A 22,221-nucleotide genomic window follows, 5' to 3' on the forward strand; every position below is an offset into this window, starting at 1 on the left:
TACTATTAGTCCTACAAAAGCTATAGGCCTACAGTTTTAGAGTGTTACATCACACTCTCTAGCTGCATGTTTCCTATATCACTTGCAGTTCCTTGGCCCCGTACCACCATGAGGCCACGGGGGTACCCGAATGACCTTTATCTGTACGGCAGAAGGTATCGGTGTTAGAGTCAATGATGTGAAGAACACATTTAACCTTTGGTGGTGGCGCGCGTAACCCGCGGGCCTCGTTCTTCTCCCATATTTAAGGCCCGCAGCTGCGGGCTTTTCGGCGTTTTGCTCTCTTGCGAAGCTCGCGGCAGCACTCACTATCGTTAAAGAAAGACACAGGATGCCGTATACAGCCCAACGCGAGGTCAGGTACATACCGGACGCCAGCGCGCTCTTTTATGCCCTCGCCACGCCGCAGGATTCCCTGCTCTTAGAATCCGCGGACATTGAATCCAAGAAGAACCTCACGTGCATTGCGATCACCAAGGCAGCGCTCAAGGTCGTATGCCGCGGCCAGGAAGTCACCGCAACGGCCTTAACTCCGTCCGGGCACCTACTCTTAGATGAACTTCGTCAGGACTTCCGCTCCAGGATGAGCCAGAACGGTGAGGGCAGCGCCACCTTTAGCTTCGAGCTCTCAACCGAGCACGATGAGCGCGCCCGCCTCCGCGCCACCTCAACTGCAGATATCCTGCGCACACTGCAGTTTAGCCAGCTCTATTCCGGCGAGTCGCTGCCTTTCCTTGGTGGGGGATTCGCCTTCGACTATGTCGATACCTTCGAGGCACTGCCGCCGGTTCCTGATGGCCCTAACGAATACCCCGACTATGAATTTCTGGTAGCCGAGCACGTCCTCACGGTGGACCACCTGACGCAGAAGGCAAGGATTGAGGGATGGGGCGTCGACAAGCACGCGCTCGAAGAAGAGCTGGACCGGGCCGTTGTCACCGTACCTATTACTCCAGAAGCCCCCGCGCCGCGTGAGAGCATCAGCGCACGCGCTTCCATTGATGACGCCGCTTTCCGCCGCCACGTCGAGCGCCTCCAAGACAACGTACATGCAGGCGATATCTATCAGGTCGTGCCCTCCCGCGCGTTCAGCCTCGACTGCCCGGATGCCTTTGCCGCCTACCGCACGCTGCGAGAGACCAACCCCTCGCCGTATATGTTCTACCTGCGCGGCACCGAGCACGAGCTCTTCGGCGCTTCCCCCGAATCCAACCTGAAGTACACGGCCGCTGACCGGCAGGTGCAGCTCTACCCGGTCGCCGGCACCCGCCCGCGCGGTGCGACCCACGAGCTGGACATCCGCAACGAACTCGAGATGCGCACCGACTCCAAAGAGGTCTCGGAGCACATCATGCTGGTTGACTTAGCCCGCAATGATCTCGCCCGCGTCGCTGTTCCCGGCACCCGACAGGTCGCTGATCTGCTCCAGGTGGACCGCTATTCCCGCGTGATGCACTTGGTCTCCCGCGTCGTCGCGACGCTGCACGAGGATTTCGACGCCCTCGACGCCTACCGAGCCTGCATGAACATGGGAACGCTGACCGGCGCACCGAAGCTGCGTGCCATGGAACTCATCCGTGAGACCGAAGGCACTCGCCGCGGATCCTTCGGGGGTGCTATCGGATACCTGCGCGGCGATGGATCCATGGACAACTGCATTGTCATCCGTTCCGCCTACGTCAAAGACGGCACGGCCGTTGTCCAGGCCGGCGCCGGAGTCGTGCGCGATTCCATCCCGCAATCCGAGGCCGACGAAACGGTCCACAAGGCCTACGCGGTGCTCAGTGCCATCGCCCAGGCACACAACGCTTCCCTGGAGGTCATCCGATGAACCCACACGTCGTCCTCATTGATAACCACGATTCCTTCGTCTACAACCTCGTCGACGCGCTCGCCGGCTACAACACCACCGTTTTCCGCAACACCGTACCGGTGGAGGAGGTCCTTGCCGCCCAGCCCGACATCATCATCCTTTCGCCCGGCCCCGGTCATCCCCGCGACGCCGGATCGATGATGCAGCTTGTCGACGCCTCCCTCGGCCGCATCCCCATCCTTGGCATCTGCCTGGGCTTCCAGGCGCTGCTCGAGCATTGCGGCGGCAGGGTTGAAGCCTGCGGTCCGGTGCACGGTTCCTCTGTTCCCATGACGCTGACCGACGCTGGCGCGAAGCACCCGCTCTTCCAAGGGCTCACTACTGATTCCGAGCCAGATAACCCGAACTACGTGGGCCGCCTGGTCCCCGTTGCGCGCTACCACTCCTTAGGCTGTGCGAACATTCCCGCCCAGATGCGCAGCCTCGCGGAGACCGAAACCAATATCGGCCCTGTCACCATGGCGGCGGAAACTCTCGACGGTATGGCCCTCGGCCTGCAGTTCCACCCAGAGTCTGTCCTCACGCCGACGGGACCCATCGTCATCGAACGCTGTATCAAACAACTTTCTTCTCTCCCCACTATGGAAGGAGCCAAGTAATGACTAATAACCACGCCCTCAAGACACTGCAGGAATTCCTCGACATTTCACATCCAACGCTCGAGCAAGCTATCGAGGTCTTTACCCCACTGACAGTAGGGGAGTACGACGACATTCATATCGCCGCTCTCCTTACCCACATCCGTACTCGCGGCGAAACCTTCGCCGATGTCGCCGGCGCGGCGCGCGCCTTCCTCAATGCCGGGCGTCCCTTCCCAGTCACCGGAAAGGGGCTCATGGACACCGCAGGGACCGGTGGCGATGGCGCTAACACCATCAACGTCACCACCGGCGCATCTCTCGTCGCCTCCGCCGGCGGGGTCAAGATGGTCAAGCACGGCAACCGTTCCGTATCTTCCAAGTCGGGTTCCGCCGACGTCCTTGAGGCCCTCGGCATCCCGCTCGACCTCGATCCGGACCGCGCGGTCCGCCAACTCGAAGCCTCGAATTTCACGTTCCTCTTCGCTCCTGCGTATAACCCGGCAGTTGCTCACGTGCAACCGGTACGCAAGGGACTCGGAATTTCAACCCTCTTCAACACCATGGGTCCGCTGCTCAGCCCGGGCCGCCCAGAGTTCCAGATCATGGGCATCGCCAATCCCGAGCAGGGCCAGCTCATCGCTGAAGTATTCAAGGATCTTGGCCGCACGCGCGCGCTCGTCGTCCACGGCGCGGGTACCGATGAGATTGCCGTCCACGGCACCACCCAGGTCTGGGAGCTTCGCGACGGCTCCATTAGCCACTACGAGCTCACCCCGGAGGACCTCGGCATCTCCCGCCACGAGCTCTCCGACCTCGCCGGCGGCAACGGTGAAGAAAACGCAAGGGCCCTCCGGGCGGTCTTCGCCGGTACCGGCAAGCCCGCCCACCACGACGCGATCGCCGCCACCGCCGGCGCAATGTTCTATCTCAATGGCACTACCGATTCCATCCACGAGGGCGTCGCGCATGCCGACCAACTCATTAAGGATGGAACCGTCGCCGCATGGCTGAAGAAGCACGAGGAGGCGAACTATGGCTCTGCCGACCGTGCTTGAAGGGATCGTCGCCAAGCGCCGCACGCATCTGCCCGCAATCCGTGAGCGCCTGGCACACGTTGATTTAGCTGCTCTCCCGCGCTCAGAACGTTCCTTCTACGATGCACTCAACGGCACTAACCGTTTCATCATGGAGTGCAAGTCCGCCTCGCCATCACTGGGGCTCATTCGGGAACACTATGAACCTGGGGCCATCGCTCGCGTGTATTCGCGCTACGCCTCAGCCATTTCGGTGCTGTGCGAACCGGATCGTTTTGGTGGCGACTACGACCATCTGCAGACTGTGGCGCTATCCACGCACCTGCCTGTCTTGTGCAAGGACTTCATCGTTGACCCCATTCAGGTCTACGCTGCGCGCTATTTTGGCGCCGACGCCATTTTGCTCATGATGTCGATCGTCGATGACGACACCTACGCAGAACTCAAGCAGCTCGCGGATTCCCTTGGGCTCGATGTCCTCACCGAGGCTATCACCGAGGAGGAAGTCGCCCGCGCCACTTCCTTTGGCATCGATGTCATCGGAATTAACAACCGCAACCTCCACGACCTCAGCATCGATCTCACACGCTCCGAGCGCCTTTCACACCACGTCCCGTCTGGCAAGGTCATCGTGTCGGAGTCCGGTATTCGCGATAACCAGACCGTTCGCCGCCTGGGTTCTCACGCCAATGCCTTCCTCGTTGGCTCCCAGCTCACCGGCACGCCCGATATCGACCGGGCCGCCCGTGAGCTGGTCTATGGCCAGAACAAGGTCTGCGGCCTCACGACATGGTCAGCGGCTCAGGCCGCCCGTGCCGCCGGTGCCGTCTACGGGGGATTCGTCTTCGAGGAGGCCTCCCCGCGCAATGTTTCACGTGAAACCGCGCTCGACATCATCGCCCACGAACCCGACCTAAGCTATGTCGCGGTCTCACGCCGCACTGCCGGTTGGGAGGAGTTGGCCATCGATGGCATCTCCGCCTTGCAGATCCACGCGCCTTACCAGGGGAGCACAGAGGCCGAGATCGAACTCATTGAGTCCGTCCGCGCAGTAGCAGGGGAGCGCCAGGTGTGGCGCGCCATCGACATGACCGCACCCCACGGCTCGGCCCTCGCCGCTGCGCTTGCCGACGCCGTCGACCTCCTCATTCTCGACTCCGGCACCGGCGGAACCGGTACCCCCTTCGACTGGACAACTGTCCCGGACGAGGTCAAAGCAAAGTCACTTCTTGCTGGGGGCCTGAATCCAGAGAACCTCACCCAGGCGCTTCGCGTCGGCACCGCCGGATTGGACATCAATTCAGGGGTCGAAGTGAACGGTCGAAAAGACAGTGCACTCATCGCTCAGGCCTTCCATATAATTCGTCACTTTACGTATTAATCCCCAACCCGAGCCCTAGCAACAGCCCGAGACAAAAGGACTATCATGACCAACGATCAGGACACCAGGGAGACCATTCTTCCCGCCTACTTCGGTGAGTTTGGCGGACAATTTGTTCCCGAATCACTCATCCCAGCACTCGACCAGCTCGAGCACGCCTTCGTCGACGCCCAGAATGACCCGGCCTTCCGCAAGGAACTTGCCGGCTACCTACGGGACTACCTGGGCCGCCCCACGCCGCTCACCGAAGCGACCAAACTTGGCGGAAAGGCACGCATCTTCCTCAAGCGTGAGGACCTCGTGCACGGTGGCGCTCACAAGACCAACCAGGTCATCGGCCAGGCGCTCCTAGCCAAGCGGATGGGAAAGACGCGCATCATTGCCGAAACCGGCGCGGGCCAACATGGCACCGCGACCGCTCTCGCCTGCGCTCTGCTCGACCTCGACTGTGTGATCTACATGGGTGCCAAGGACGTCGAGCGGCAGCAACCCAACGTCTACCGCATGGAACTCATGGGCGCCAAGGTGATTCCCGTGGATTCCGGCTCCGGAACCCTCAAGGATGCAGTCAACGAAGCTCTCCGCGACTGGACCGCCACCTTCCACGAATCCCATTACCTCCTCGGCACCGCAGCGGGACCGCATCCCTTCCCAACGATCGTCCGCGAGTTCCACAAAGTGATTTCCGAGGAAGCCAAGGCCCAGATGATCGAGCGCACCGGCGGGCTGCCAGATCTCGTCGTCGCGTGCGTCGGTGGCGGTTCCAACGCCATCGGCATGTTCGCGGACTTTATCGACGAAGAATCTGTCGAACTCGTCGGCGCTGAGCCTGGGGGAGAAGGACTCGATTCCGGGCACCATGGCGCCACTATCAATAACGGAACCATCGGAATTCTTCATGGCGCCCGCTCCTACCTCATGCGCAATGCCGACGGACAGGTAGAGGAATCCTATTCCATTTCGGCCGGACTCGACTACCCGGGCGTGGGCCCACAGCACGCCCACCTCGCACAGACCGGCCGAGCCACATATGTCGGCATCACCGACGCCGAAGCTCTCGAGGCCTTCCAGCTCCTCAGCCGCCGCGAGGGCATTATCCCCGCCCTCGAATCCTCGCACGCCCTGGCCTATGCGTTGAAACGCAAAGATGAAGACATCACCATTCTCGTTTCTCTTTCCGGGCGCGGTGACAAGGACATCGATCACGTCCGCCGCACCCTCGACGCGCACCCCGAATTCAAGATCACGGAGGACAAGTAATGAGCCGCTACGAGAAACTCTTCTCCAGTCTCGCTGCCCGCAATGAAGGGGCTTTTGTCCCTTTCATCATGCTGAGCGATCCCGGCCCAGAAACCGCCCTCACCATCGTTCGCGCGGCCGTCGCCGGTGGCGCTGACGCGCTCGAACTCGGCGTTCCCTTCTCAGATCCGGTCGCCGACGGTCCCACGATCCAGGCCTCACACATCCGCGCCCTCGCAGGCGGCGCGACGGTAGATTCTGCGATCGAGCAAATCCGCACAATTCGAAGCGAGTTCCCAGACCTGCCCATCGGCATGCTCATCTACGGCAACGTCCCCTTCACTCGGGGGCTAGAAACCTTCTATGCCGAGTTCCAAGAGGCCGGCGCCGATAGCATTTTGCTTCCCGACGTCCCCGTTCGCGAAGGCGCCCCCTTCGTCGACGCAGCCGACCGAGCAGGAATCGATCCCATCTTCATCGCACCCGCACAAGCCTCCGGGAAGACCCTCGAGGGCGTAGCGAAGTACTCCAAAGGCTACATCTACGCGATCTCGCGCGACGGCGTCACCGGCACCGAGAAGGAATCGGAGACGCGCGGGCTCGATGAAGTAGTGAGCAACGTGAAGCGTTTTGGTGGGGCACCGATTCTCCTCGGCTTCGGAATTTCGACTCCCCAACACGTCGCGGACGCTATCGACGCCGGTGCAGCCGGCGCGATTACAGGATCCGCGTTAACAAAGATCGTTGACGCACACCTTGACGAAGATAATCGACCCACCGAGATGCTCGCTGCTGCAGTTACCGACTTTGTCTCGAAGATGAAAGCTGCCACTAAGCCCACCGAGCCCTAGTCAGGCCTCATCTGCACTTTGCCGGGTAGCGTTTCGGGCAACGATAGCTAAAAGTGAGATGTCTAGCGACCTAGAGCAGTCCGCCTCCCGACGGCCTCTTTCATCACGCTGCGCGCCACCGCGCACCCCGATGGAAGGGGCCGTTTCACGTGAAACCGTGCCCTAACCGAGTGCACAGGCAGTGAGCCTATCGGTATCGAAATAAGCGACGGCCAATAAACCTCAGTCCACCTTCCCCATATGACTCCTTAATTCTCTGTGAGCTTCTCGATGCTTTCGCAGGCTAAGTGCTTAGAAGGGGATATCGTCGTACCCATTCGAGTAGCGTTCCGCAGGGTCCGTCTTGTCGAATATTTCGACCATCTCTCCGCCGTCCACCTCAACTTTCAAAGCTCGCGCCTCTTCGTGCATCTTGCGACGGTGCGCAACCACATCTTCCGCAATGGTCCGGGCCCACACCTTCGAGGCTGGTGCCAACGGGCCGGTTGCCTCAGTTACGGCCCAAGTTCCGTCCTCGTACAACCACACAACGTCACCAGTAACCGGGTCCAGGATGTAGAACGCCCGTCCATCTGTTTTCATGTTGTGGTGATGCTGGCAAAGAGCAACCAAGTTTGAGGCATGCGTTTGGCCGCCATCGGAATAGTTAATCCGGTGGTCCAGCTGACATGTCCATGCCGGACGATTACATCCGGGCGCACGACAGGTACCATCGCGCCCCTCGACATACTTTCGGGTAAATTCAGAAGGCTGATAGCCATCGCACGGTCCTGGAGCTTCACTAAAGTCCCGCGTCACTGTTTTCGACGCTGGAACCCCCTCGCCGGTCCACCCATGTCCCTGCACGTAGACTGGAGCCCCCTCCACGTCAGTAGCTTTGTATTCATGTACGACGACCTTTCCCGCCTCAGGCTGAATTTTGCCCGTAATGAGTAGAATCAAGGCATCCGCCATTGAAACGTCATGCTCTTTGGCGGCAAGCTTAATAGTCTCGTGGATTACGACGCCGACCTTGCTGTCCACCTCAAGCTCAATCGACGCACGCTCTCCCCGAGTAAGAAGCGAGTAGCGATTCTTTTTCCGCTTGTCCCGGAACTCGATTGAATCATCCAAGACTTTGGCGATGTCTCGCACTTTTCGCCGAATCTTTTCAGCACTGGGGAAGACCTGGTTCGGTTTAGTCGGCGTTAGCCACGCCGAAAGTTGACTGTCAATTTCGGCGACCACCGATGAGAGAGGGTTCCCGAGTTTTGTCATTACCTGATCGATAGCGACCAGGGCGTGCATATCGAGCAAGAACTCAGCATCTTGCAGAACCTTTACTCTCGGCAACTCACTGAGACGGATTAATCCCATGACATTCCGCGCCACATGCGCAGGAGACTTTCCTGTCTTTTGCCCTATACGCAAAAAGGCAGTATCTGAATCGGCATCGAGCGGCGGTTGGACACTAGACCAAAACTCGTACTCTATTCGCCGCATGAGTTGGCCCGCCATCCATTCTGGATCGTGCGGGTTTGAGTGAGAAAAGTACGCAGTAGGTACTGACGTTGAAGAGTTTGTTGTGGTTCCCACGGGTAGCTGCACCCCTAAACTAGCCGAACAATTACGTTCCCCACTCCCACCTATAGAATACATGTTCTATAGGTTTCCCGCAAGAGTTGCTTTACTTTTCACCGAGGCCTTTGATGGCAAAGTGCGCAATCGGTAGACCACGAAGTTTTCGCCAAAATAAACAAAATCCCCCTCCCAGAGCCAGAGTCCGAGTTAGCGATCTAGACCTATAGACCAGGGATAGAAAGCAGGCTAGGGAGGGGGAAACGTCCAGCGTTTCACGTGAAACTTATGCCGTTGCAGGCTCCTCGTCGGCAGCCGCAGCGTCTGACTCGGCCTCAAGGCCGTCAATCTTGTCCCGCGCGAAACGATCGACGATCATCGCAATGGCGCCATCACCAGTAACGTTTGCTGCAGTACCAACGGAGTCAATTGCAATATAGGCGGCAATCATCAATGCCACCATCGAATCATCAAAGCCCATATTGGCTTGCAACAACCCGACCGCGACCATAACGGCACCACCCGGAACGCCGGGGGCGGCGATCATCATGATGCCAAGCAACAGAATGAAGCCTAGGGCCTTACCCAAATCAGCCTCCATACCCTCAGCCATGAACACAATCGCGAATGCATACAGCGTCAACTTGATCATCGACCCGGAAAGGTGAATCGTCGCGCAAAGAGGAATAACAAAGCCCGCAACAGGCTTAGAAATGCCATTCTTCAAAGTCGCATCCAAGGAAACCGGGATCGTCGCCGCCGAAGAAGAGGTACCCAGCGCGGTGAAGTAGGCCGGTGCCATGTTCTTCAATGCGCTGAATGGATTCTTACCTGCAATGGCACCTGCAATGACGTACTGGAGCACAAGGTAAACCAAGGTCATAACGACTGCAAGCAGAAGAACCTTCGTGAAGGCGACCAACACCGTTCCGATATTCCCGTTCATACCTAGGGAAAGGAACATGCCAAAGATGTAGAACGGCAGAAGTGGGATAACGAAGCCCCAGATCACCTTGATGACAACGTGCTCGAATTCTTTGGCAAGCGCGTAGAGGTTGTCAGATTTCACGGTGGTCATGGCCACGCCGATACAGAAGGACAGCAATAGAGCTGTCATCACCTCAAAAGGTGCAGGCATTTCGACGGTGAAATAGGGTTCGAGAGCACCGGCATCAATGTCGGCGACGTCCGTATTAAGCGTTTGTCCACCCAGCAAAGTGGGGTAGAGGGCCTGGGTCAGGCCATAAGCGACAAGGCCCGCCACAATAGTTGAGCCATAAGCGATGCCTGCAGTAATACCCAGCCACTTACCGGCGCCCCGTCCAAGGCCTGCAATTGCAGGGGCAACAAGGGCGAGGATAAGAACGGGGATGAAGAAGCCAAGGAAGTTTGAAAACAGGCCGTTGTATGTGGCGAAGGCCCTTCCGAACCACTCCGGAGCAAACTGGCTAACGATGATGCCCAAAACTATCGCGACGATAATCTTGAACAACAGAGAGTTGAGAACACTCTTGAATGTCATGATTGAGTCTTTTCTATGGTTGCTACCATGTCGGTTTTCTCGCTCGATGATAAGTACATTAATATCTACCAAGCGACACGAAATGTATATTACAGCAGGATGCGAATAATTTGAACCGGCTTTCTCGCCAGCTAGGAAGCCGGATAGACTAAGAGGCATGCTCGTAGTCGGAATCATTTTCCTCATCTTGGCCGCGGTACTTATTGTCGTCGGTGGCCTTGCCACGCTCCGCAAGCTTCCTGGAAATAGCGTCGTTGGCTTACGTCTCGCGGAAATCCGCACATCTAGAGAAGCCTGGGATAATGCCCATGCTGTCGCGGGCCCGTTCTGGTTCTTGGGCGGCGTCGCTTTAGTATTCGGTGGCATCATCGCATTGCGCGCGGAGGGATGGATGTGGCTTATCCCCGCGCTCACCTTCGTCGTGGCAATCCTCGCGCTATCCATCGGTTCAAACATGGGTGCCCGTGCCTCGTACCTGTGGAACCAGGCGCACAAAGGGGACGAAGGCTGCGGTGATTCCTGCAATTGCGGCGATGGCGGGTGCGGGGGAGAAGCGCCGACTGTCGACGTCTCCGCGGCCCGCGCAGCTGCGGCACGCGCCGATAACGTGGACAAGAATTAACACCTACTTTAAAGCACAGTGGCGTAATCAATCGGTACAAATAACCACCACACACTTTTCGTCACATTCAAATAAATACATTGCTCCGCCAACCATGGAATCCCCCACCATTGGCGGAGCCCTTTTCTTTATCCTGTGCCAACACTGAGAAGTGTGCACCAACACCATGGGAGAGCGAGGCGGTGCCGTGACAAGACACGATCTTCGGCGCACCATGGATCCCATGAACAAAGTTACAAACATCCGCACGTTTCGAATCATCGCTGCCGCCGCGCTCAGCCTCAGCATTCTAGGGGCAGGGGCTACTTATGCGCTTTCTAGCGATAACCGCACCGGGCACACCATAGCCGGAACAATCTATAGCGATGTCGGCACAAACTACGGTTCCTATGATTTCAGCGGCAGTAGGGAAGACGAGCTCCCCGTGTGGGATGGCAAACTCAGCTAGCTGCCCACCATCCTCCAGAACACACTCCATCAATCAGATAGAGTAATCAGCATGACTACATGTTCACGCCGTCTCTTCCTGCTTGGTACCGCCACCACTTTTGCCGGGGCTTACCTCGCCGCTTGCGGCAAGGAGCCTTCCGCAGAGATCGCTGCGACAGAAATCCCCGTCGGCTCAGCCATCATTGTGGACAAAGTGATTTTCGCTCAACCCACTGAAGGGGAGTTCAAGGCATACTCGCAGACCTGCCCACACCAGGGCTCCCTCATTACGAAGATTGAAGGCATGACTGCCACCTGCACTAGCCACTACTCCAGCTTTGACCTCAGCAATGGTGAAGTTACCGGCGGACCCAGCCCCAAACCGCTTACAGAGTACGGCGTAGAAAACAACGGTGGAACAATCAAAAACGTCTCCGCCTAGAGGCTATCCCCGGGGACGCAGGGGCTTGAAAAGATGTTTCACGTGAAACCGTGAGGGGCGTCTAGACTCTCTTCTATGATTGAGCGCCTTAAAAGACTCGACCCCCTCATCATCCTCATCCTCTTCGCCGTCGCAATCGCTATCGTTTTTCCCGCACGCGGAAGCTTTGCAGACGGCTTCGATGTCCTCACGAATATCGCGATCGCCCTTCTCTTCTTTCTTTACGGCGCGCGGCTCTCAACGCGAGAAGCCATCAACGGTATCAAACACTGGAAGCTCCATCTCACCATCCTGGTGTTTACCTTCGTGGTCTACCCAATCATCGGCCTCGCACTCCGCCCACTCACCGCGTTCATTCCAAACGATCTTTACTTGGGAATCCTCTACCTCACGCTCGTACCGTCCACGGTGCAATCATCGGTAGCCTTTACCTCAATCGCCCGAGGAAATGTTCCTGGAGCAATCGTCTCTGCGTCTGCATCAAACCTCGCTGGAGTTCTGCTTACGCCATTGCTGGTCATGGCACTCATGGGCGCCGGAGACGGCATCCATATCGATAGCTCAGTTTTCCTTGAGATTTCTGTCCTTTTGCTCCTACCTTTCGTGCTCGGCCAGCTCACCAGAAAATGGGTAGGAGAACTCGCAGCGAGCAAGGCCACGAAAGTGGTGGACCGTGGCTCCATTGCCATGGTGGTGTATGCGGCCTTTTCGAAAGGAATGATCGACGGGATCTGGGCGTCGATTAGCATATGGCAAATTCTTTTTCAGATTGTATTCTCCACCGCATTCGTTTTCTTCATGCTGTGGTTGACCAAGGTCGTGAGTAAAAAGTTGGGATTCAGCAGGGAAGACATCATCGCTATCCAATTCTGTGGTTCGAAGAAATCCCTGGCCACAGGCCTTCCCATGGCCTCGGTTATTTTTGCCTCCGGTGGTACCTCCTTGGGACTGCTCATCCTCCCGCTCATGATCTACCACCAGGTGCAGTTGATGATCTGCGCGTCTATGGCGGCTCGCTATGCGCGGGTAGAGTGAGAGCACATGAAAAAGCTTTATGTTCGCACCACCATGACTGTTCCTGAGGTCGGCACTGCCATTCACATCGCGGAGCTGGAGGAAATTAACGGCGAGGCCTGCACCATGCTGCGCATGATTGCCCTCGCACCGAATGACGCCATCGTCGGTGCCGCCACGCCAACCGCCTCAGTGGGTGACGCCAACATCCCACAGAGCGTGGCCCCACACCCCGATACCTACGACAAGTACCCCGACATCGACGCCGAGCTTATCGACGCCTTCCAGTTCCACTCCCTGTGGACCGAGGCCATCGCCCTGTACGGGGACTTTTAAAGCACCAGGTTCACTAACACCATGTACACGGCCGTGCCACCGAAGATGGACAAGCCCGAGTTCCGGCGCCACAGGTGCAATACTGCGGTAACCGCTGCGCCGACGAGGGGAGGTATTAGGCTTCCCGTGTCCTGGATCTGACCAAACAAGGTATAGACCACAAGCACCGTCATCACACCCACGGGCATGGTGAATCCCAACATGCTGATGAACTGGCTTCCTTTAAGCGCTTTGACGAACCCGAAGGGCAGCCAACGCAAGAGGACGGTGACTATCCCGACGGGGATCAAAACGGCGAAAATGCTACCGAGGGTTACTCCGTCTGGCATGTCGGCTCCCTCCGCAGAATCAGCGCATTGTCGATACGCGGAGAAAGGTAACGCACCACCAAGAGCAAGAAATAAGCACTCAGCGCCACCATGAGCAGCTGACCGGGAAATAGAAAGCTGGCGAGGATTCCCAGGGCCGCCGCTGACAGGGGAAGGGAGTAATCCTTGTTGTTCTGAAAAGAATCAATCGCGAGCACAATAAACAGGGCAACTAGGGCAAACTCCAACCCCTTCACCGAAGGAGGAATGGCCTGGCCTGCCACCGCACCAATGATCCCGGAACCGACCCATAGGACTTGGCAGTACAGCTGCACGCTAAAAACAAACACGCCACTTGGACGCGAGTTACGGGGGAGGGCCGAGAGCACGGCATAGGATTCGTCGGTAAGCGCGTACGTCGAATAAGCGCGGCCGAGGCGGCTCGAAATCTCATCGCGCGGAAAGGTCAGCCCGTAGAAGATGTGCCGGAAGTTGACCATGAAACCCGTCAGCGCGGCTACGGCGGGCGTCACGCCGCCGGTCACCATGGAAATGGCGAGGAATTCCATCGAGCCAGCGTAAATAATGATGGAAAAGATAGGGGTCCACCACCAGTCAAAACCGGTCTGGACCATGAGCACGCCGAAGGCGAGGCCCAACGGCACCACCCCGACGGCGATGGGCATGCAGGTCCGTATTGCCTTGATGATCTCCGCACGCATGGCAGAGATGTTAGCGCAGAAGAAAAGGACGAGCGCTAATTATCTTCATCGATATAGCGCGGGAAAGTGGCGAACAACGGAAGGGGCATGGCCTGCCTGCGCATGACATCCGACCACGTATCCGTTGACCCCGAGGAGACCACGTCCTGGGGCAGGGCAGGGGCCACGTACCACTCACCGCGGTCAATTTCCTCATCCAATTCGCCAGGACCCCACTCGAAGTGACCGGCGAAAAGACGCATACCCTCTACTAATTCGGTGACGGCATCCGGACCGACCCGCAAATCTACGAGAGCCACGCGCGGGGCGAGGCGGCTCAGCGCCGGCTGCTCCTCAATGGTCACGCCCTGTTTCGTCAGCGCCACACCAATGGCCGCCTGCTGATTGTGCGGACCGCCGATGTAGAGGGCCTGCGGCTTAGCCACCACTGGTAGCCACTCCGGCATGACATTGAAAACAGCGACTTCGGAGCGCTTAGTCAGGTCCACACCATAGGTACGCCCGGCATGCTGCTCGGTGATAAGGATGACGGAGCGATTGTAATGGGGCGCGAGGACGTCGGGAGCCGCCACAAGGAGCTGGCCAGGGGCGGGATCGTTGCGCTCGAGGGCGTTGAAAAGTCTGTCTGCGTACATCCCTATCTAGAATTCCACCACTCGCGCAGCTTCGCAATAGCAACCTCGCGCTCCAGCGGGCCTTCCTCGAGGCGCAGCTCCTTGAGATAAGACCAGGCCTTGCCTACCTCGGGACCAGGTTCAAGGCCGAGGATCTCCATGATCTCGTTGCCATCGAGATCTGGGCGCACGCGCGCCAAGTCTTCCTTGGCCGCGATATCCGCGATGCGTTCCTCCAGCTGGTCATATGTGCGTTGGAGGCGGCGGGCCTTGCGCTCATTGCGGGTAGTGCAGTCTGCGCGCACAAGCTTGTGCAGACGCGGGAGTAGATCACCGGCATCGGTGACGTAGCGGCGCACAGCAGAATCGGTCCACTGGCCATCGCCGAAACCGTGGAAGCGCATGTGCAGGTAGACCAGCTGGCCGATGTCCTCGGTCGTAGCCTTGGGGAACTTCAGCTTGCGCAGGCGCTTGCGGGTGAGCTTCGCGCCCACTACCTCGTGATGGTGGAAGGTGACCTTGCCGTCGGTGGTGTCGCGGGTATCCGGCTTGCCAATGTCATGGAGCAGCGCCGCCCACCGCAGAATCAGGTCGGGGCCGTCCTCTTCCTGCTCCATGGCCTGGCGCAGTACTGTCAGCGAGTGCGCGTACACGTCCTTGTGCTGCGCGTGCTCGTCGGGGGCCATGCGCAACGCCGGGATCTCCGGAAAAATATAATCCGCAATACCGGAGTCAACGAGCAGGTCAATGCCCTTCCACGGCGCGACACCGCAGATGAGCTTATTGAGCTCCACCTGTACGCGCTCTACGGTGATGCGCTGGATTTCAGCAGCCATGTCGATCATGGCGCCGCGCACGCGCTGGGCGACGTCAAACTCCAACTGCGCCGCAAACCGCGCAGCACGAAGCATGCGCAGGGGATCATCGTGGAAAGAAATCTCCGGCGCATCCGGGGTATCGAGGATGCGGTTCGCTAGGTCCGCGAGTCCGCCCATCGGATCGTGGAATTCACGGGTGCCGTCCGGGCGCAGCTCGATGGCCATGGCGTTGACCTTGAAATCGCGGCGCACGAGATCGCCCTCGAGGGTATCGCCGTACATGACCTCGGGGTTTCGGGACTGCCCGTCATAACTATCGGAACGGAAGGTCGTGATCTCAATCTGCTGGCCCTTATAAGCCGCCGAGACCGTACCGAAGTCAATGCCGGTATCCCACACGGTCTCCGCCCACTCTTCAAGAATGGAATAGACCACGTCGGGCCGAGCCGGGGTGGTGAAGTCGAGATCGTTGCCCAAACGGCCAAGTAAGGCATCGCGGACGGAGCCGCCGACGAGATAGAGGGGGGCGTCGTGAAGCGCAAAGCGCTCCACCAGGCCGCTTAAGAGGCCACTGAGCCGGCTGACGGTAGCGTCAGCGCGGGCAAGAACGCCGATTAGCTGAGTGTCCTGAAAATTCACGGATCGAAGTCTACTACGATTAGCAGGGATGACTAAGAACACGCCAGGGTCCAAACGCCGCCGCCGGCGGGGCGCGGGCCACCGGAACCACCGCACGGGACGCCCCCAGCGCACGTCCACCAACCGCATGACCACGCGGGATGAGACCTCCGCCGGCGGACTTGTCGTGTCCGGATTGGCGGAAGCCGTCGACGAAAACGGCAACGTGGACCTGTCCCAGATCTATGTGGCACTCATCGGCAGGTTGGACCGCCGCGGGCGCCTGCTGTGGTCCATGCCGAAGGGGCATGTGGAAAATGGCGAAGCCAAAGAGCTCACCGCTGAGCGCGAGGTCTGGGAAGAAACAGGAATCCACGGTAAGGTCTTCGCGGACCTCGGCATGATTGATTATTGGTTCGTCTCCGATGGGGTGCGCATTCACAAAACAGTGCACCACCACCTTTTGCGTTTTGTGGACGGCATCATGAATGACGAAGACCCGGAGGTCACAGAAGTGTCCTGGATCCCAGTCTCCGAGCTCATCGAGCACTTGGCCTATGCGGACGAGCGCAAGCTGGCTCGCATTGCCCACGACCTCCTCCCGGATCTCGCGCGAAAGGAAGCTGCCGCAGGAAAGGCGACCCCACGGTGAGGTGGCGCGCAGCGGCGGCCATCGCGGCGCTGGCGGTGGGCTGCACCGTCCCCGTGGCCCAGGCACAAACTCCCGACACTGGGATTACTGACTCCCACTATTGGCTCGGCTCCCGCGGTCCCGACGAGCTGGAGCTCAGCCTACTTAGCGCAACGGAGGCGCGGGTAGGGGAGACGCTCGAGCTACAATTGCGCATCCATAACCCAACCGAGAGCGCCGTTGATGATTTGCAGATAACCTCCCGGCGCAGCACTGCCGTGAACTCCACCACCCAGGCACGCCAAGAGCTCGCTGCGGGATCCTTTCCTTATTATGGGGCGACACTCGGCGCGGGAAAGCTTGAACCGGGGGAGAGCCGCGAGCTGACCGTGGAGGTTCCCACCGCATTGGGCAAAGACTCCACGCTGGCCATCACGGAACCTGGCGCCTACCCGCTCCTGTTCACGCTCACCGGCACCCGCGACGGCCAGGCGGCCAGTTTCGCGGAGGAGCGGACAATCCTGGATTTCCAAGGAGAAGAATCGGCTCCCGAAGACGAGAGCGAGCATTCCTTTTCGCTGGTCTATCCTGTCACCGCCGAGGTAGACGTGGTGCCGGGGGATACCGGTGGCGAGGAGCTCATCTTAGAAAGCGAGCAGCTAGCTGGACAGCTCTCCCCGGGCGGGCGGCTCGATCAACTGCTCGACGCCTACCTGCAGCATGATCTGCACGGTTCCGGCTGCATGGCTTTGGACCCCGCGCTTGTCGACGCCGCCGACCGCATGTCCGCCGGCTACACCGTCAACGAGACGCGCCCCTCTACCGCCAAACACCCCACTCGCCTGCGTGATTCCTGGTTTAACAGCGCCGATTCCGATCGCGGCACGCCCGGCGCGGGTTCCCGGGACGCCGCCGCATGGCTGCAGAAGCTCACACAGGTCGACTGCCGCATGCTCATGCCGTGGGCCAACGCAGACACCGATGCGGTGGCCAAAGTGGGCAATGAGTGGCTCACCCACGAGGCCGTAGAGCAGGGCGCAGACACCATCGAGCGCATCCTCGGCGTCCCGCTCAGCACGCAGCTCACCGCGCCGGCCTCTGGGACGAGCGAGCATGCGATGTCCGTTCCGCTGTTGGTGGCGGATAATTCCGAGTGGGTAGGCAAGGCCGCCACTTTTGATGCCTCCCTCGGCGCACTCTTGGCCCAAACCGGATCGAAGCCGCAGACCACCGGGTACTCCAACCCGGAGCTGCGCTACGACTTTTCGATCGATTCGGAACAGGCGAGGGCACTGACGGCGGGGGCGTCGATAAGCGTGGCGTCTGCGCAAGAGGAGACCGTGGCCAAGCTGCCGAATTACCAGGACCCTGCCGCCGCACGTGCGGTGATGGAAGCAGCGCAGCGGCTCCTCGATTCTGGGCGCCTCGAACCCCGCCCCGTTACCGCGCTAGAGGTGGAGGAGGGCGGTGGGAGTCCCGGCAGCCCCTACCCGGACCCTTCAGCCTTTCACGACGCCGAGATCACACAGGTAACACAGCAGGCGCGCTATACCGACGAGTTGATGTCCATCATGGTCAACGACCCCGGTATTGCCATGACGCGCTACGACTTCACGGCACCTTTGCGCCACGATCTGCTCACGGCGCTCAGCGCGACCGGCCGCTCCAGCCTGCACGGCTTTCCGACTTCGGTGAAGCAAAGCCGCTCCCGCCTAGAGAAGAACGCGGATATGCTTCGCGAGCTGCGCGCCTCCGTATCCCTCATCCCACCGGGCAACGTGTATACCCGCGTCTCAGAGTCATCGCCGCTGCTCATCGTGGCGGAAAACGGCCTGCCACTGCCTGTCGACGCACACCTGGCTTATGACGCCCCCGACGGCGCCACGTTGAACACGCAGAACATGATTCACATCCCGGCCAAGGGATCCATTACCGTGTCCATGACCGCTGACCTGCCTAGCAACGCTGACCAGACGTCGCTGCGCCTGTGGCTTGCAACACCATCTGAGCACCTCATTTCGGATCCCATCGACATCACGGTGCAGACGCGTGCCGGTATCGTTAGCGTCTATGGAGTCGGCGCGATCGCCGCGCTCGCCCTCGTCCTAGCTGCCCTGTTCCGTCTGGGTAAGCGGAAGAAAAAGAAGTCTCACGGATAGTTTTCTCTATGACACATGAACCTATGTCTGGTGCCCGTCGCCGCATTGTCACGCCCTCGCCGCCGGCACCGGTCCCGGAAAAGCGCGCGCCGAGCGGCGTCGTTGCTGTCGACGACGAACTCGAGGACCGTTCGGGACTGAAGGGCAAGTCTGCCTCGGCCCCGAGTGAGTCCGGCGGCGAAAAGAACTCCGACGGCGCCGTCGTCCGCGCCACCGGTTCCATGGCTATCGCCACGTTGATTTCCCGCATCACGGGATTCATTCGCAACGTGCTCATCGGCTCGTCGCTTGGCCCGGCGATTTCCTCCGCCTTTACCACGGCGAACCAGCTGCCCAACCTCATCACGGAGATTGTGCTGGGTGCGGTGCTGACCTCACTCGTGGTTCCGGTGCTGGTGCGCGCGGAAAAGGAAGATGCCGACCGCGGCGAGGACTTTGTCCGGCGCCTCTTCACACTGGCCTTCTCCCTGTTGGCCACGATCACGGTGCTTTCCTGTATTTTTGCCCCGCAGTTAACGCGCATGATGCTGCCGGAAGACGGCGAGGTCAATGCCGTGCAGGCGACCTCCTTTGCCTACTTGCTGCTGCCACAGATCTTCTTCTACGGACTCTTCGCGCTCTTCCAAGCGGTGCTCAACACCAAGAATATTTTTGGGCCGGGCGCGTGGGCACCGGTGGTCAATAACATCATCTCGATTTCGGTGCTCGTGGCCTACCAGCTGGTACCGGGCAGTCTGCATCCCGATGCACCCTCGCCGATCACGGACAGGCACGTGCTGCTCCTAGCCCTAGGCACCACGGCGGGCGTGGTCGTGCAATGCCTCATCCTCTTCCCTTATCTCAAGAAGGCAGGCATTAACCTCAAGCCGCTGTGGGGCCTGGATGACCGCCTCAAGCAATTCGGTGGGATGGCCATGGCAATTGTGGCCTATGTGGCGATTTCCCAGTTGGGTTACGTCATCACCTCCCGCGTGGCGGCGCATGCGGATGAAGGCGCGCCCTTTACCTACCAGCAGGCCTGGCTGCTTCTGCAGGTGCCCTATGGCGTCATCGGCGTCACGCTACTCACCGCAATTATGCCGCGTCTGTCCCGCAACGCCGCGGACGGTGACGTCAAGGCCGTGGTTCGGGATCTCACGCTCGGCACGAAGCTGACGTTTATCGCCCTGATTCCGATCGTCATCTTCATGACGGGCTTCGGTATCCCGATTGCCCGCGGCCTCTTCCAGTACGGAGCCTTCGACGCCGACGCGGCCGAGCTGCTCGGCCTCACGCTGAGCTTCTCCGCCTTTACCCTCATCCCCTACGCCCTCGTGTTGCTGCACCTGCGCGTGTTCTACGCCCGCGAGGAAGCGTGGACACCCACCTTCATCATCGCCGGCATCACGCTAACCAAGGTGGTGCTCTCCCTGTTGGCCCCACACGTTGCGGACTCCCCGGAGCGCGTGGTCATCCTGCTGGGTACTGCCAACGGCTTCGGCTTCGTGGCCGGCGCGGTGATCGGCGGCTTCCTGCTCAAGCGCAAGCTGGGTAGCCTGGGCGGCCGCGCGGTTATCGCGACCACCGTGTGGTCGGTGCTGGCCTCCATCGTTGGCCTAGTCGTTGCTTACGCCTTCAACTACGGCATCAACTTCGTGCTCCCGGCCGAGGTTCCGCCGTTTGTGTACCTGCTCAAGCTCGCCGTCGTGGGCCTGGTCTTCGTGATCGTGACCGGCATCGTGCTCTCGCGTTCGGGCCTGCCGGAAGTCATCAACCTGGGCCGCCAGCTGCAGCGCATTCCGGGCATGTCCCGCTTCATCAAGATCGAGCATGCAGAGGCTATCGAGGTCGAAGCCCCGGAGCAGCTGGAGTTCCAGCCCATCTTCAGCGTGGACGCCTTCAACTCTTCGCCGGTGCCGCCGCCGATGTCTGCCGGTATCGTCCGTGGTCCGCGCCTGGTGCCGGGTGCGCCGGTCTCCGATGGCCGCTTCCGCCTCCTCAAAGACTATGGCTCTGCCGCGGGTACCCGCTTCTGGAAGGCGCGCGAGCAGGCCACCGGCCGCGTGGTGTCGCTGACCTTCGTGGACACCACAGGCGAAGCCCCGATGGCGCCGGCGACCCCGGCCGTGGCCGCCCGCCGCTCCGCCGAGGTCTCCCGCGCCACGCGCCGCCTAGCGGAGATGGAACTGGATGCCGTGGCGGAGAACATCGATATCCTGTCCTACCGCCAGGGCTGCCTCGTCGTGGCGGACTGGGTAGAGGGCACCTCGTTGAAGACAGTGTCGGAGGATGAGGACCTCGATCCGCGCGCCGTGGCCCACGCCTTGGTACCGCTGGTGCGCACCACAGCCGCGGCCCATGCGGCGGACCTCGTGCTGGGCATTGAAAACCGCAACCGCATCCGCATCTCTACCGAAGGTATTGCCACGCTGGCCTTCCCCGCGGTGCTGCACAGCAACGATGAGGAAACTGACCGCTCGGCGCTGGCCTCCGCAATCTCTCTCCTGGTGGACTCCACTAGCCCAACACCGGAGGTGCTACAGGAGATCGCTGCCGACGCCGAAGAGGGCAAGGACTCCGACCTCGAGGACATCGCCCACCGCTTGGCGGTCTTCGCCGGCGATGGCGAGGACGGCGAGGAAACCCTCCAGGTACCGGTGGAGGAGACCCCGCGCAAGGAGGACCCGAGCCCTGCACCGGGCTTCGGCGGCCGCGGTTATTCTGGCTCCGGGATCATCGTGCTCGGTGTGCTGGCTACCCTCTTCGTCGTGGCGATGGCCGCACTCAGCGTGTGGATTCTCTCCCAGGTGGGTAATGAGAAAACTTCCCCCGTGGTGACGAAGAGCGAATCCACGACGGAAACGACCTTCCCCAACGTGCCGCCGGTGATCCTGAAAGACGTAAAGACCACCTCCGTTCCGGAGGGCAAGGAAGTATCTGGTTCATGGTCCACGAAAAAGGCAGACACTGGACTCCTGCTCAGCGTTGACAAGCCCACGCAACTCCGCGCGCTACCGCTTCAGCAGAGCAAGTCCACGGGCGCCAAGTACGAGGTCTATGGCGTTAATACCAAGGATTTTGACCCCACGGATCCTGACTCCGGCAAGCTGACCGAGCTCGCACACGGCACCTTGACGAGCGCACGCCAAGACATCGAGCTCAAGGAGAAGCCCGTGGCCTTCGACGGCGCCCTCATCGTTTTCACCGACATGCCCAAGTCCGGCTCCGTCACACTGAAGGAGGCCACCCTGGTGGGTATCCCGACTAACTAACCCACCACCTCACGCATTCCCCCAGACCTCGATCCCGAAACTCCCTGCTCGCTGACTCAGACGCACCACGCGCTTGACGACGCCCACCTGCAGGTTTCGGGTTCTAGGTCTGGGGCTTTATTGTTCTTGCGATTTCTTCCCTTTACAGATCAGACACGGAGCGTATAATTATTGTTGTTACATCAACAATCTAGAGAAACCTAGAAGAAACGAGGAACC

The 22,221-nt window shown here is 59.8% G+C and carries 20 protein-coding genes; 14 read left to right on the plus strand and 6 right to left on the minus strand.

Annotation, left to right across the window (positions count from 1 at the left end; all coding sequences use genetic code 11):
- Positions 1-331 precede the first annotated feature (331 nt).
- From HMPREF2996_RS11260 to trpA, 6 genes are read left to right on the plus strand one after another with little or no spacing between them, the layout of a single operon-like run.
- Positions 332-1,831 (plus strand): anthranilate synthase component 1, encoded by a 1,500-nt coding sequence (locus tag HMPREF2996_RS11260; protein ID WP_070716818.1) that lies wholly within the window; start codon positions 332-334, stop codon positions 1,829-1,831.
- The gene (locus HMPREF2996_RS11265) at positions 1,828-2,472 is read left to right on the plus strand and encodes an anthranilate synthase component II (RefSeq protein ID WP_070716815.1); all 645 of its coding nucleotides are present in this window, start codon (positions 1,828-1,830) and stop codon (positions 2,470-2,472) included. The genes HMPREF2996_RS11260 and HMPREF2996_RS11265 overlap by 4 nt, the downstream gene beginning before the upstream one ends.
- Positions 2,472-3,509, plus strand: a complete 1,038-nt coding sequence (gene trpD, locus HMPREF2996_RS11270; RefSeq protein ID WP_070444579.1) for an anthranilate phosphoribosyltransferase — start codon at positions 2,472-2,474, stop codon at positions 3,507-3,509. Before HMPREF2996_RS11265 ends, trpD begins: the two co-directional genes overlap by 1 nt.
- A complete protein-coding gene (trpCF, locus tag HMPREF2996_RS11275) occupies positions 3,487-4,869 on the plus strand; it encodes a bifunctional indole-3-glycerol-phosphate synthase TrpC/phosphoribosylanthranilate isomerase TrpF (RefSeq protein ID WP_070731408.1) in 1,383 nt (460 codons plus the stop codon). Before trpD ends, trpCF begins: the two co-directional genes overlap by 23 nt.
- A 45-nt stretch (positions 4,870-4,914) precedes the next feature.
- Positions 4,915-6,129, plus strand: coding sequence for a tryptophan synthase subunit beta (gene trpB, locus HMPREF2996_RS11280; protein WP_070444575.1), 1,215 nt, complete (start codon positions 4,915-4,917; stop codon positions 6,127-6,129).
- Entirely contained in the window at positions 6,129-6,959 is an 831-nt protein-coding gene (trpA, locus tag HMPREF2996_RS11285) for a tryptophan synthase subunit alpha (RefSeq protein WP_070731411.1), read from the plus strand. Before trpB ends, trpA begins: the two co-directional genes overlap by 1 nt.
- A 291-nt stretch (positions 6,960-7,250) precedes the next feature.
- Here the strand turns inward: trpA and HMPREF2996_RS11290 are convergent, their stop codons facing one another.
- Together HMPREF2996_RS11290 and HMPREF2996_RS11295 are read right to left on the minus strand one after the other, a co-directional pair.
- The gene (locus tag HMPREF2996_RS11290) at positions 7,251-8,456 is read right to left on the minus strand and encodes an HNH endonuclease signature motif containing protein (RefSeq protein WP_246823037.1); all 1,206 of its coding nucleotides are present in this window, start codon (positions 8,454-8,456) and stop codon (positions 7,251-7,253) included.
- Between the two features lie 346 nt (positions 8,457-8,802).
- On the minus strand, positions 8,803-10,038 hold the full coding sequence (locus tag HMPREF2996_RS11295; protein WP_070444571.1) for a dicarboxylate/amino acid:cation symporter: 1,236 nt from the start codon (positions 10,036-10,038) through the stop codon (positions 8,803-8,805).
- Positions 10,039-10,195: 157 nt separating this feature from the next.
- Here HMPREF2996_RS11295 and HMPREF2996_RS11300 point away from each other — a divergent pair, with 157 nt between their 5' ends.
- From HMPREF2996_RS11300 to HMPREF2996_RS11320, 5 genes are all read left to right on the plus strand, one after another.
- Positions 10,196-10,660 carry an SdpI family protein gene (locus tag HMPREF2996_RS11300; protein WP_070444569.1) on the plus strand — a complete coding sequence of 155 codons (465 nt, stop codon included), beginning with the start codon at positions 10,196-10,198 and terminating at the stop codon, positions 10,658-10,660.
- A gap of 223 nt (positions 10,661-10,883) precedes the next feature.
- A complete protein-coding gene (locus HMPREF2996_RS11305) occupies positions 10,884-11,108 on the plus strand; it encodes a hypothetical protein (protein WP_070444567.1) in 225 nt (74 codons plus the stop codon).
- Positions 11,109-11,159: 51 nt separating this feature from the next.
- Positions 11,160-11,531: a Rieske (2Fe-2S) protein gene (locus HMPREF2996_RS11310; protein ID WP_070444565.1), complete on the plus strand. Its 372-nt coding sequence runs from the start codon at positions 11,160-11,162 to the stop codon at positions 11,529-11,531.
- Between the two features lie 75 nt (positions 11,532-11,606).
- Complete coding sequence (locus tag HMPREF2996_RS11315; protein ID WP_070731413.1) at positions 11,607-12,566, plus strand: bile acid:sodium symporter family protein; 960 nt, start codon at positions 11,607-11,609, stop codon at positions 12,564-12,566.
- Positions 12,567-12,572: 6 nt separating this feature from the next.
- Complete coding sequence (locus tag HMPREF2996_RS11320) at positions 12,573-12,881, plus strand: hypothetical protein (protein WP_070731414.1); 309 nt, start codon at positions 12,573-12,575, stop codon at positions 12,879-12,881.
- Here HMPREF2996_RS11320 and HMPREF2996_RS11325 read toward each other — a convergent pair.
- The 4 genes from HMPREF2996_RS11325 to HMPREF2996_RS11340 are packed head-to-tail and all read right to left on the minus strand — an operon-like array spanning position 12,878 to position 15,982.
- On the minus strand, positions 12,878-13,210 hold the full coding sequence (locus HMPREF2996_RS11325) for a branched-chain amino acid transporter permease (RefSeq protein ID WP_070444559.1): 333 nt from the start codon (positions 13,208-13,210) through the stop codon (positions 12,878-12,880). The genes HMPREF2996_RS11320 and HMPREF2996_RS11325 overlap by 4 nt on opposite strands.
- Entirely contained in the window at positions 13,195-13,911 is a 717-nt protein-coding gene (locus HMPREF2996_RS11330) for an AzlC family ABC transporter permease (protein WP_070731415.1), read from the minus strand. The genes HMPREF2996_RS11325 and HMPREF2996_RS11330 overlap by 16 nt, the downstream gene beginning before the upstream one ends.
- 35 nt (positions 13,912-13,946) lie before the next feature.
- Positions 13,947-14,546 (minus strand): YqgE/AlgH family protein, encoded by a 600-nt coding sequence (locus tag HMPREF2996_RS11335; protein WP_070444555.1) that lies wholly within the window; start codon positions 14,544-14,546, stop codon positions 13,947-13,949.
- Positions 14,547-14,548: 2 nt separating this feature from the next.
- Complete coding sequence (locus HMPREF2996_RS11340; RefSeq protein ID WP_070731416.1) at positions 14,549-15,982, minus strand: CCA tRNA nucleotidyltransferase; 1,434 nt, start codon at positions 15,980-15,982, stop codon at positions 14,549-14,551.
- A gap of 28 nt (positions 15,983-16,010) precedes the next feature.
- Between HMPREF2996_RS11340 and HMPREF2996_RS11345 the strand changes: the two genes are divergently transcribed.
- From HMPREF2996_RS11345 to murJ, 3 genes are read left to right on the plus strand one after another with little or no spacing between them, the layout of a single operon-like run.
- Positions 16,011-16,613: an NUDIX hydrolase gene (locus HMPREF2996_RS11345; protein ID WP_070645164.1), complete on the plus strand. Its 603-nt coding sequence runs from the start codon at positions 16,011-16,013 to the stop codon at positions 16,611-16,613.
- Positions 16,610-18,751: a DUF6049 family protein gene (locus HMPREF2996_RS11350; protein ID WP_070731417.1), complete on the plus strand. Its 2,142-nt coding sequence runs from the start codon at positions 16,610-16,612 to the stop codon at positions 18,749-18,751. The genes HMPREF2996_RS11345 and HMPREF2996_RS11350 overlap by 4 nt, the downstream gene beginning before the upstream one ends.
- Positions 18,752-18,759: 8 nt before the next feature.
- Positions 18,760-22,002 carry a murein biosynthesis integral membrane protein MurJ gene (gene murJ, locus HMPREF2996_RS11355; RefSeq protein WP_070444549.1) on the plus strand — a complete coding sequence of 1,081 codons (3,243 nt, stop codon included), beginning with the start codon at positions 18,760-18,762 and terminating at the stop codon, positions 22,000-22,002.
- Positions 22,003-22,221 lie beyond the last annotated feature (219 nt).

It is taken from the genome of Corynebacterium sp. HMSC066C02 (genome assembly GCF_001814945.1).
GTDB classification, from domain to species: domain Bacteria; phylum Actinomycetota; class Actinomycetes; order Mycobacteriales; family Mycobacteriaceae; genus Corynebacterium; species Corynebacterium aurimucosum.

Coding starts and splice junctions, on each gene's coding strand:
- HMPREF2996_RS11260 (WP_070716818.1), top strand. CDS start 332: ATGCCGTATACAGCCCAACGCGAGGTCAGGTACATACCGGACGCCAGC.
- HMPREF2996_RS11265 (WP_070716815.1), top strand. CDS start 1,828: ATGAACCCACACGTCGTCCTCATTGATAACCACGATTCCTTCGTCTAC.
- trpD (WP_070444579.1), top strand. CDS start 2,472: ATGACTAATAACCACGCCCTCAAGACACTGCAGGAATTCCTCGACATT.
- trpCF (WP_070731408.1), top strand. CDS start 3,487: ATGGCTCTGCCGACCGTGCTTGAAGGGATCGTCGCCAAGCGCCGCACG.
- trpB (WP_070444575.1), top strand. CDS start 4,915: ATGACCAACGATCAGGACACCAGGGAGACCATTCTTCCCGCCTACTTC.
- trpA (WP_070731411.1), top strand. CDS start 6,129: ATGAGCCGCTACGAGAAACTCTTCTCCAGTCTCGCTGCCCGCAATGAA.
- HMPREF2996_RS11290 (WP_246823037.1), bottom strand. CDS start 8,456: ATGGCGGGCCAACTCATGCGGCGAATAGAGTACGAGTTTTGGTCTAGT.
- HMPREF2996_RS11295 (WP_070444571.1), bottom strand. CDS start 10,038: ATGACATTCAAGAGTGTTCTCAACTCTCTGTTGTTCAAGATTATCGTC.
- HMPREF2996_RS11300 (WP_070444569.1), top strand. CDS start 10,196: ATGCTCGTAGTCGGAATCATTTTCCTCATCTTGGCCGCGGTACTTATT.
- HMPREF2996_RS11305 (WP_070444567.1), top strand. CDS start 10,884: ATGAACAAAGTTACAAACATCCGCACGTTTCGAATCATCGCTGCCGCC.
- HMPREF2996_RS11310 (WP_070444565.1), top strand. CDS start 11,160: ATGACTACATGTTCACGCCGTCTCTTCCTGCTTGGTACCGCCACCACT.
- HMPREF2996_RS11315 (WP_070731413.1), top strand. CDS start 11,607: ATGATTGAGCGCCTTAAAAGACTCGACCCCCTCATCATCCTCATCCTC.
- HMPREF2996_RS11320 (WP_070731414.1), top strand. CDS start 12,573: ATGAAAAAGCTTTATGTTCGCACCACCATGACTGTTCCTGAGGTCGGC.
- HMPREF2996_RS11325 (WP_070444559.1), bottom strand. CDS start 13,210: ATGCCAGACGGAGTAACCCTCGGTAGCATTTTCGCCGTTTTGATCCCC.
- HMPREF2996_RS11330 (WP_070731415.1), bottom strand. CDS start 13,911: ATGCGTGCGGAGATCATCAAGGCAATACGGACCTGCATGCCCATCGCC.
- HMPREF2996_RS11335 (WP_070444555.1), bottom strand. CDS start 14,546: ATGTACGCAGACAGACTTTTCAACGCCCTCGAGCGCAACGATCCCGCC.
- HMPREF2996_RS11345 (WP_070645164.1), top strand. CDS start 16,011: ATGACTAAGAACACGCCAGGGTCCAAACGCCGCCGCCGGCGGGGCGCG.
- murJ (WP_070444549.1), top strand. CDS start 18,760: ATGACACATGAACCTATGTCTGGTGCCCGTCGCCGCATTGTCACGCCC.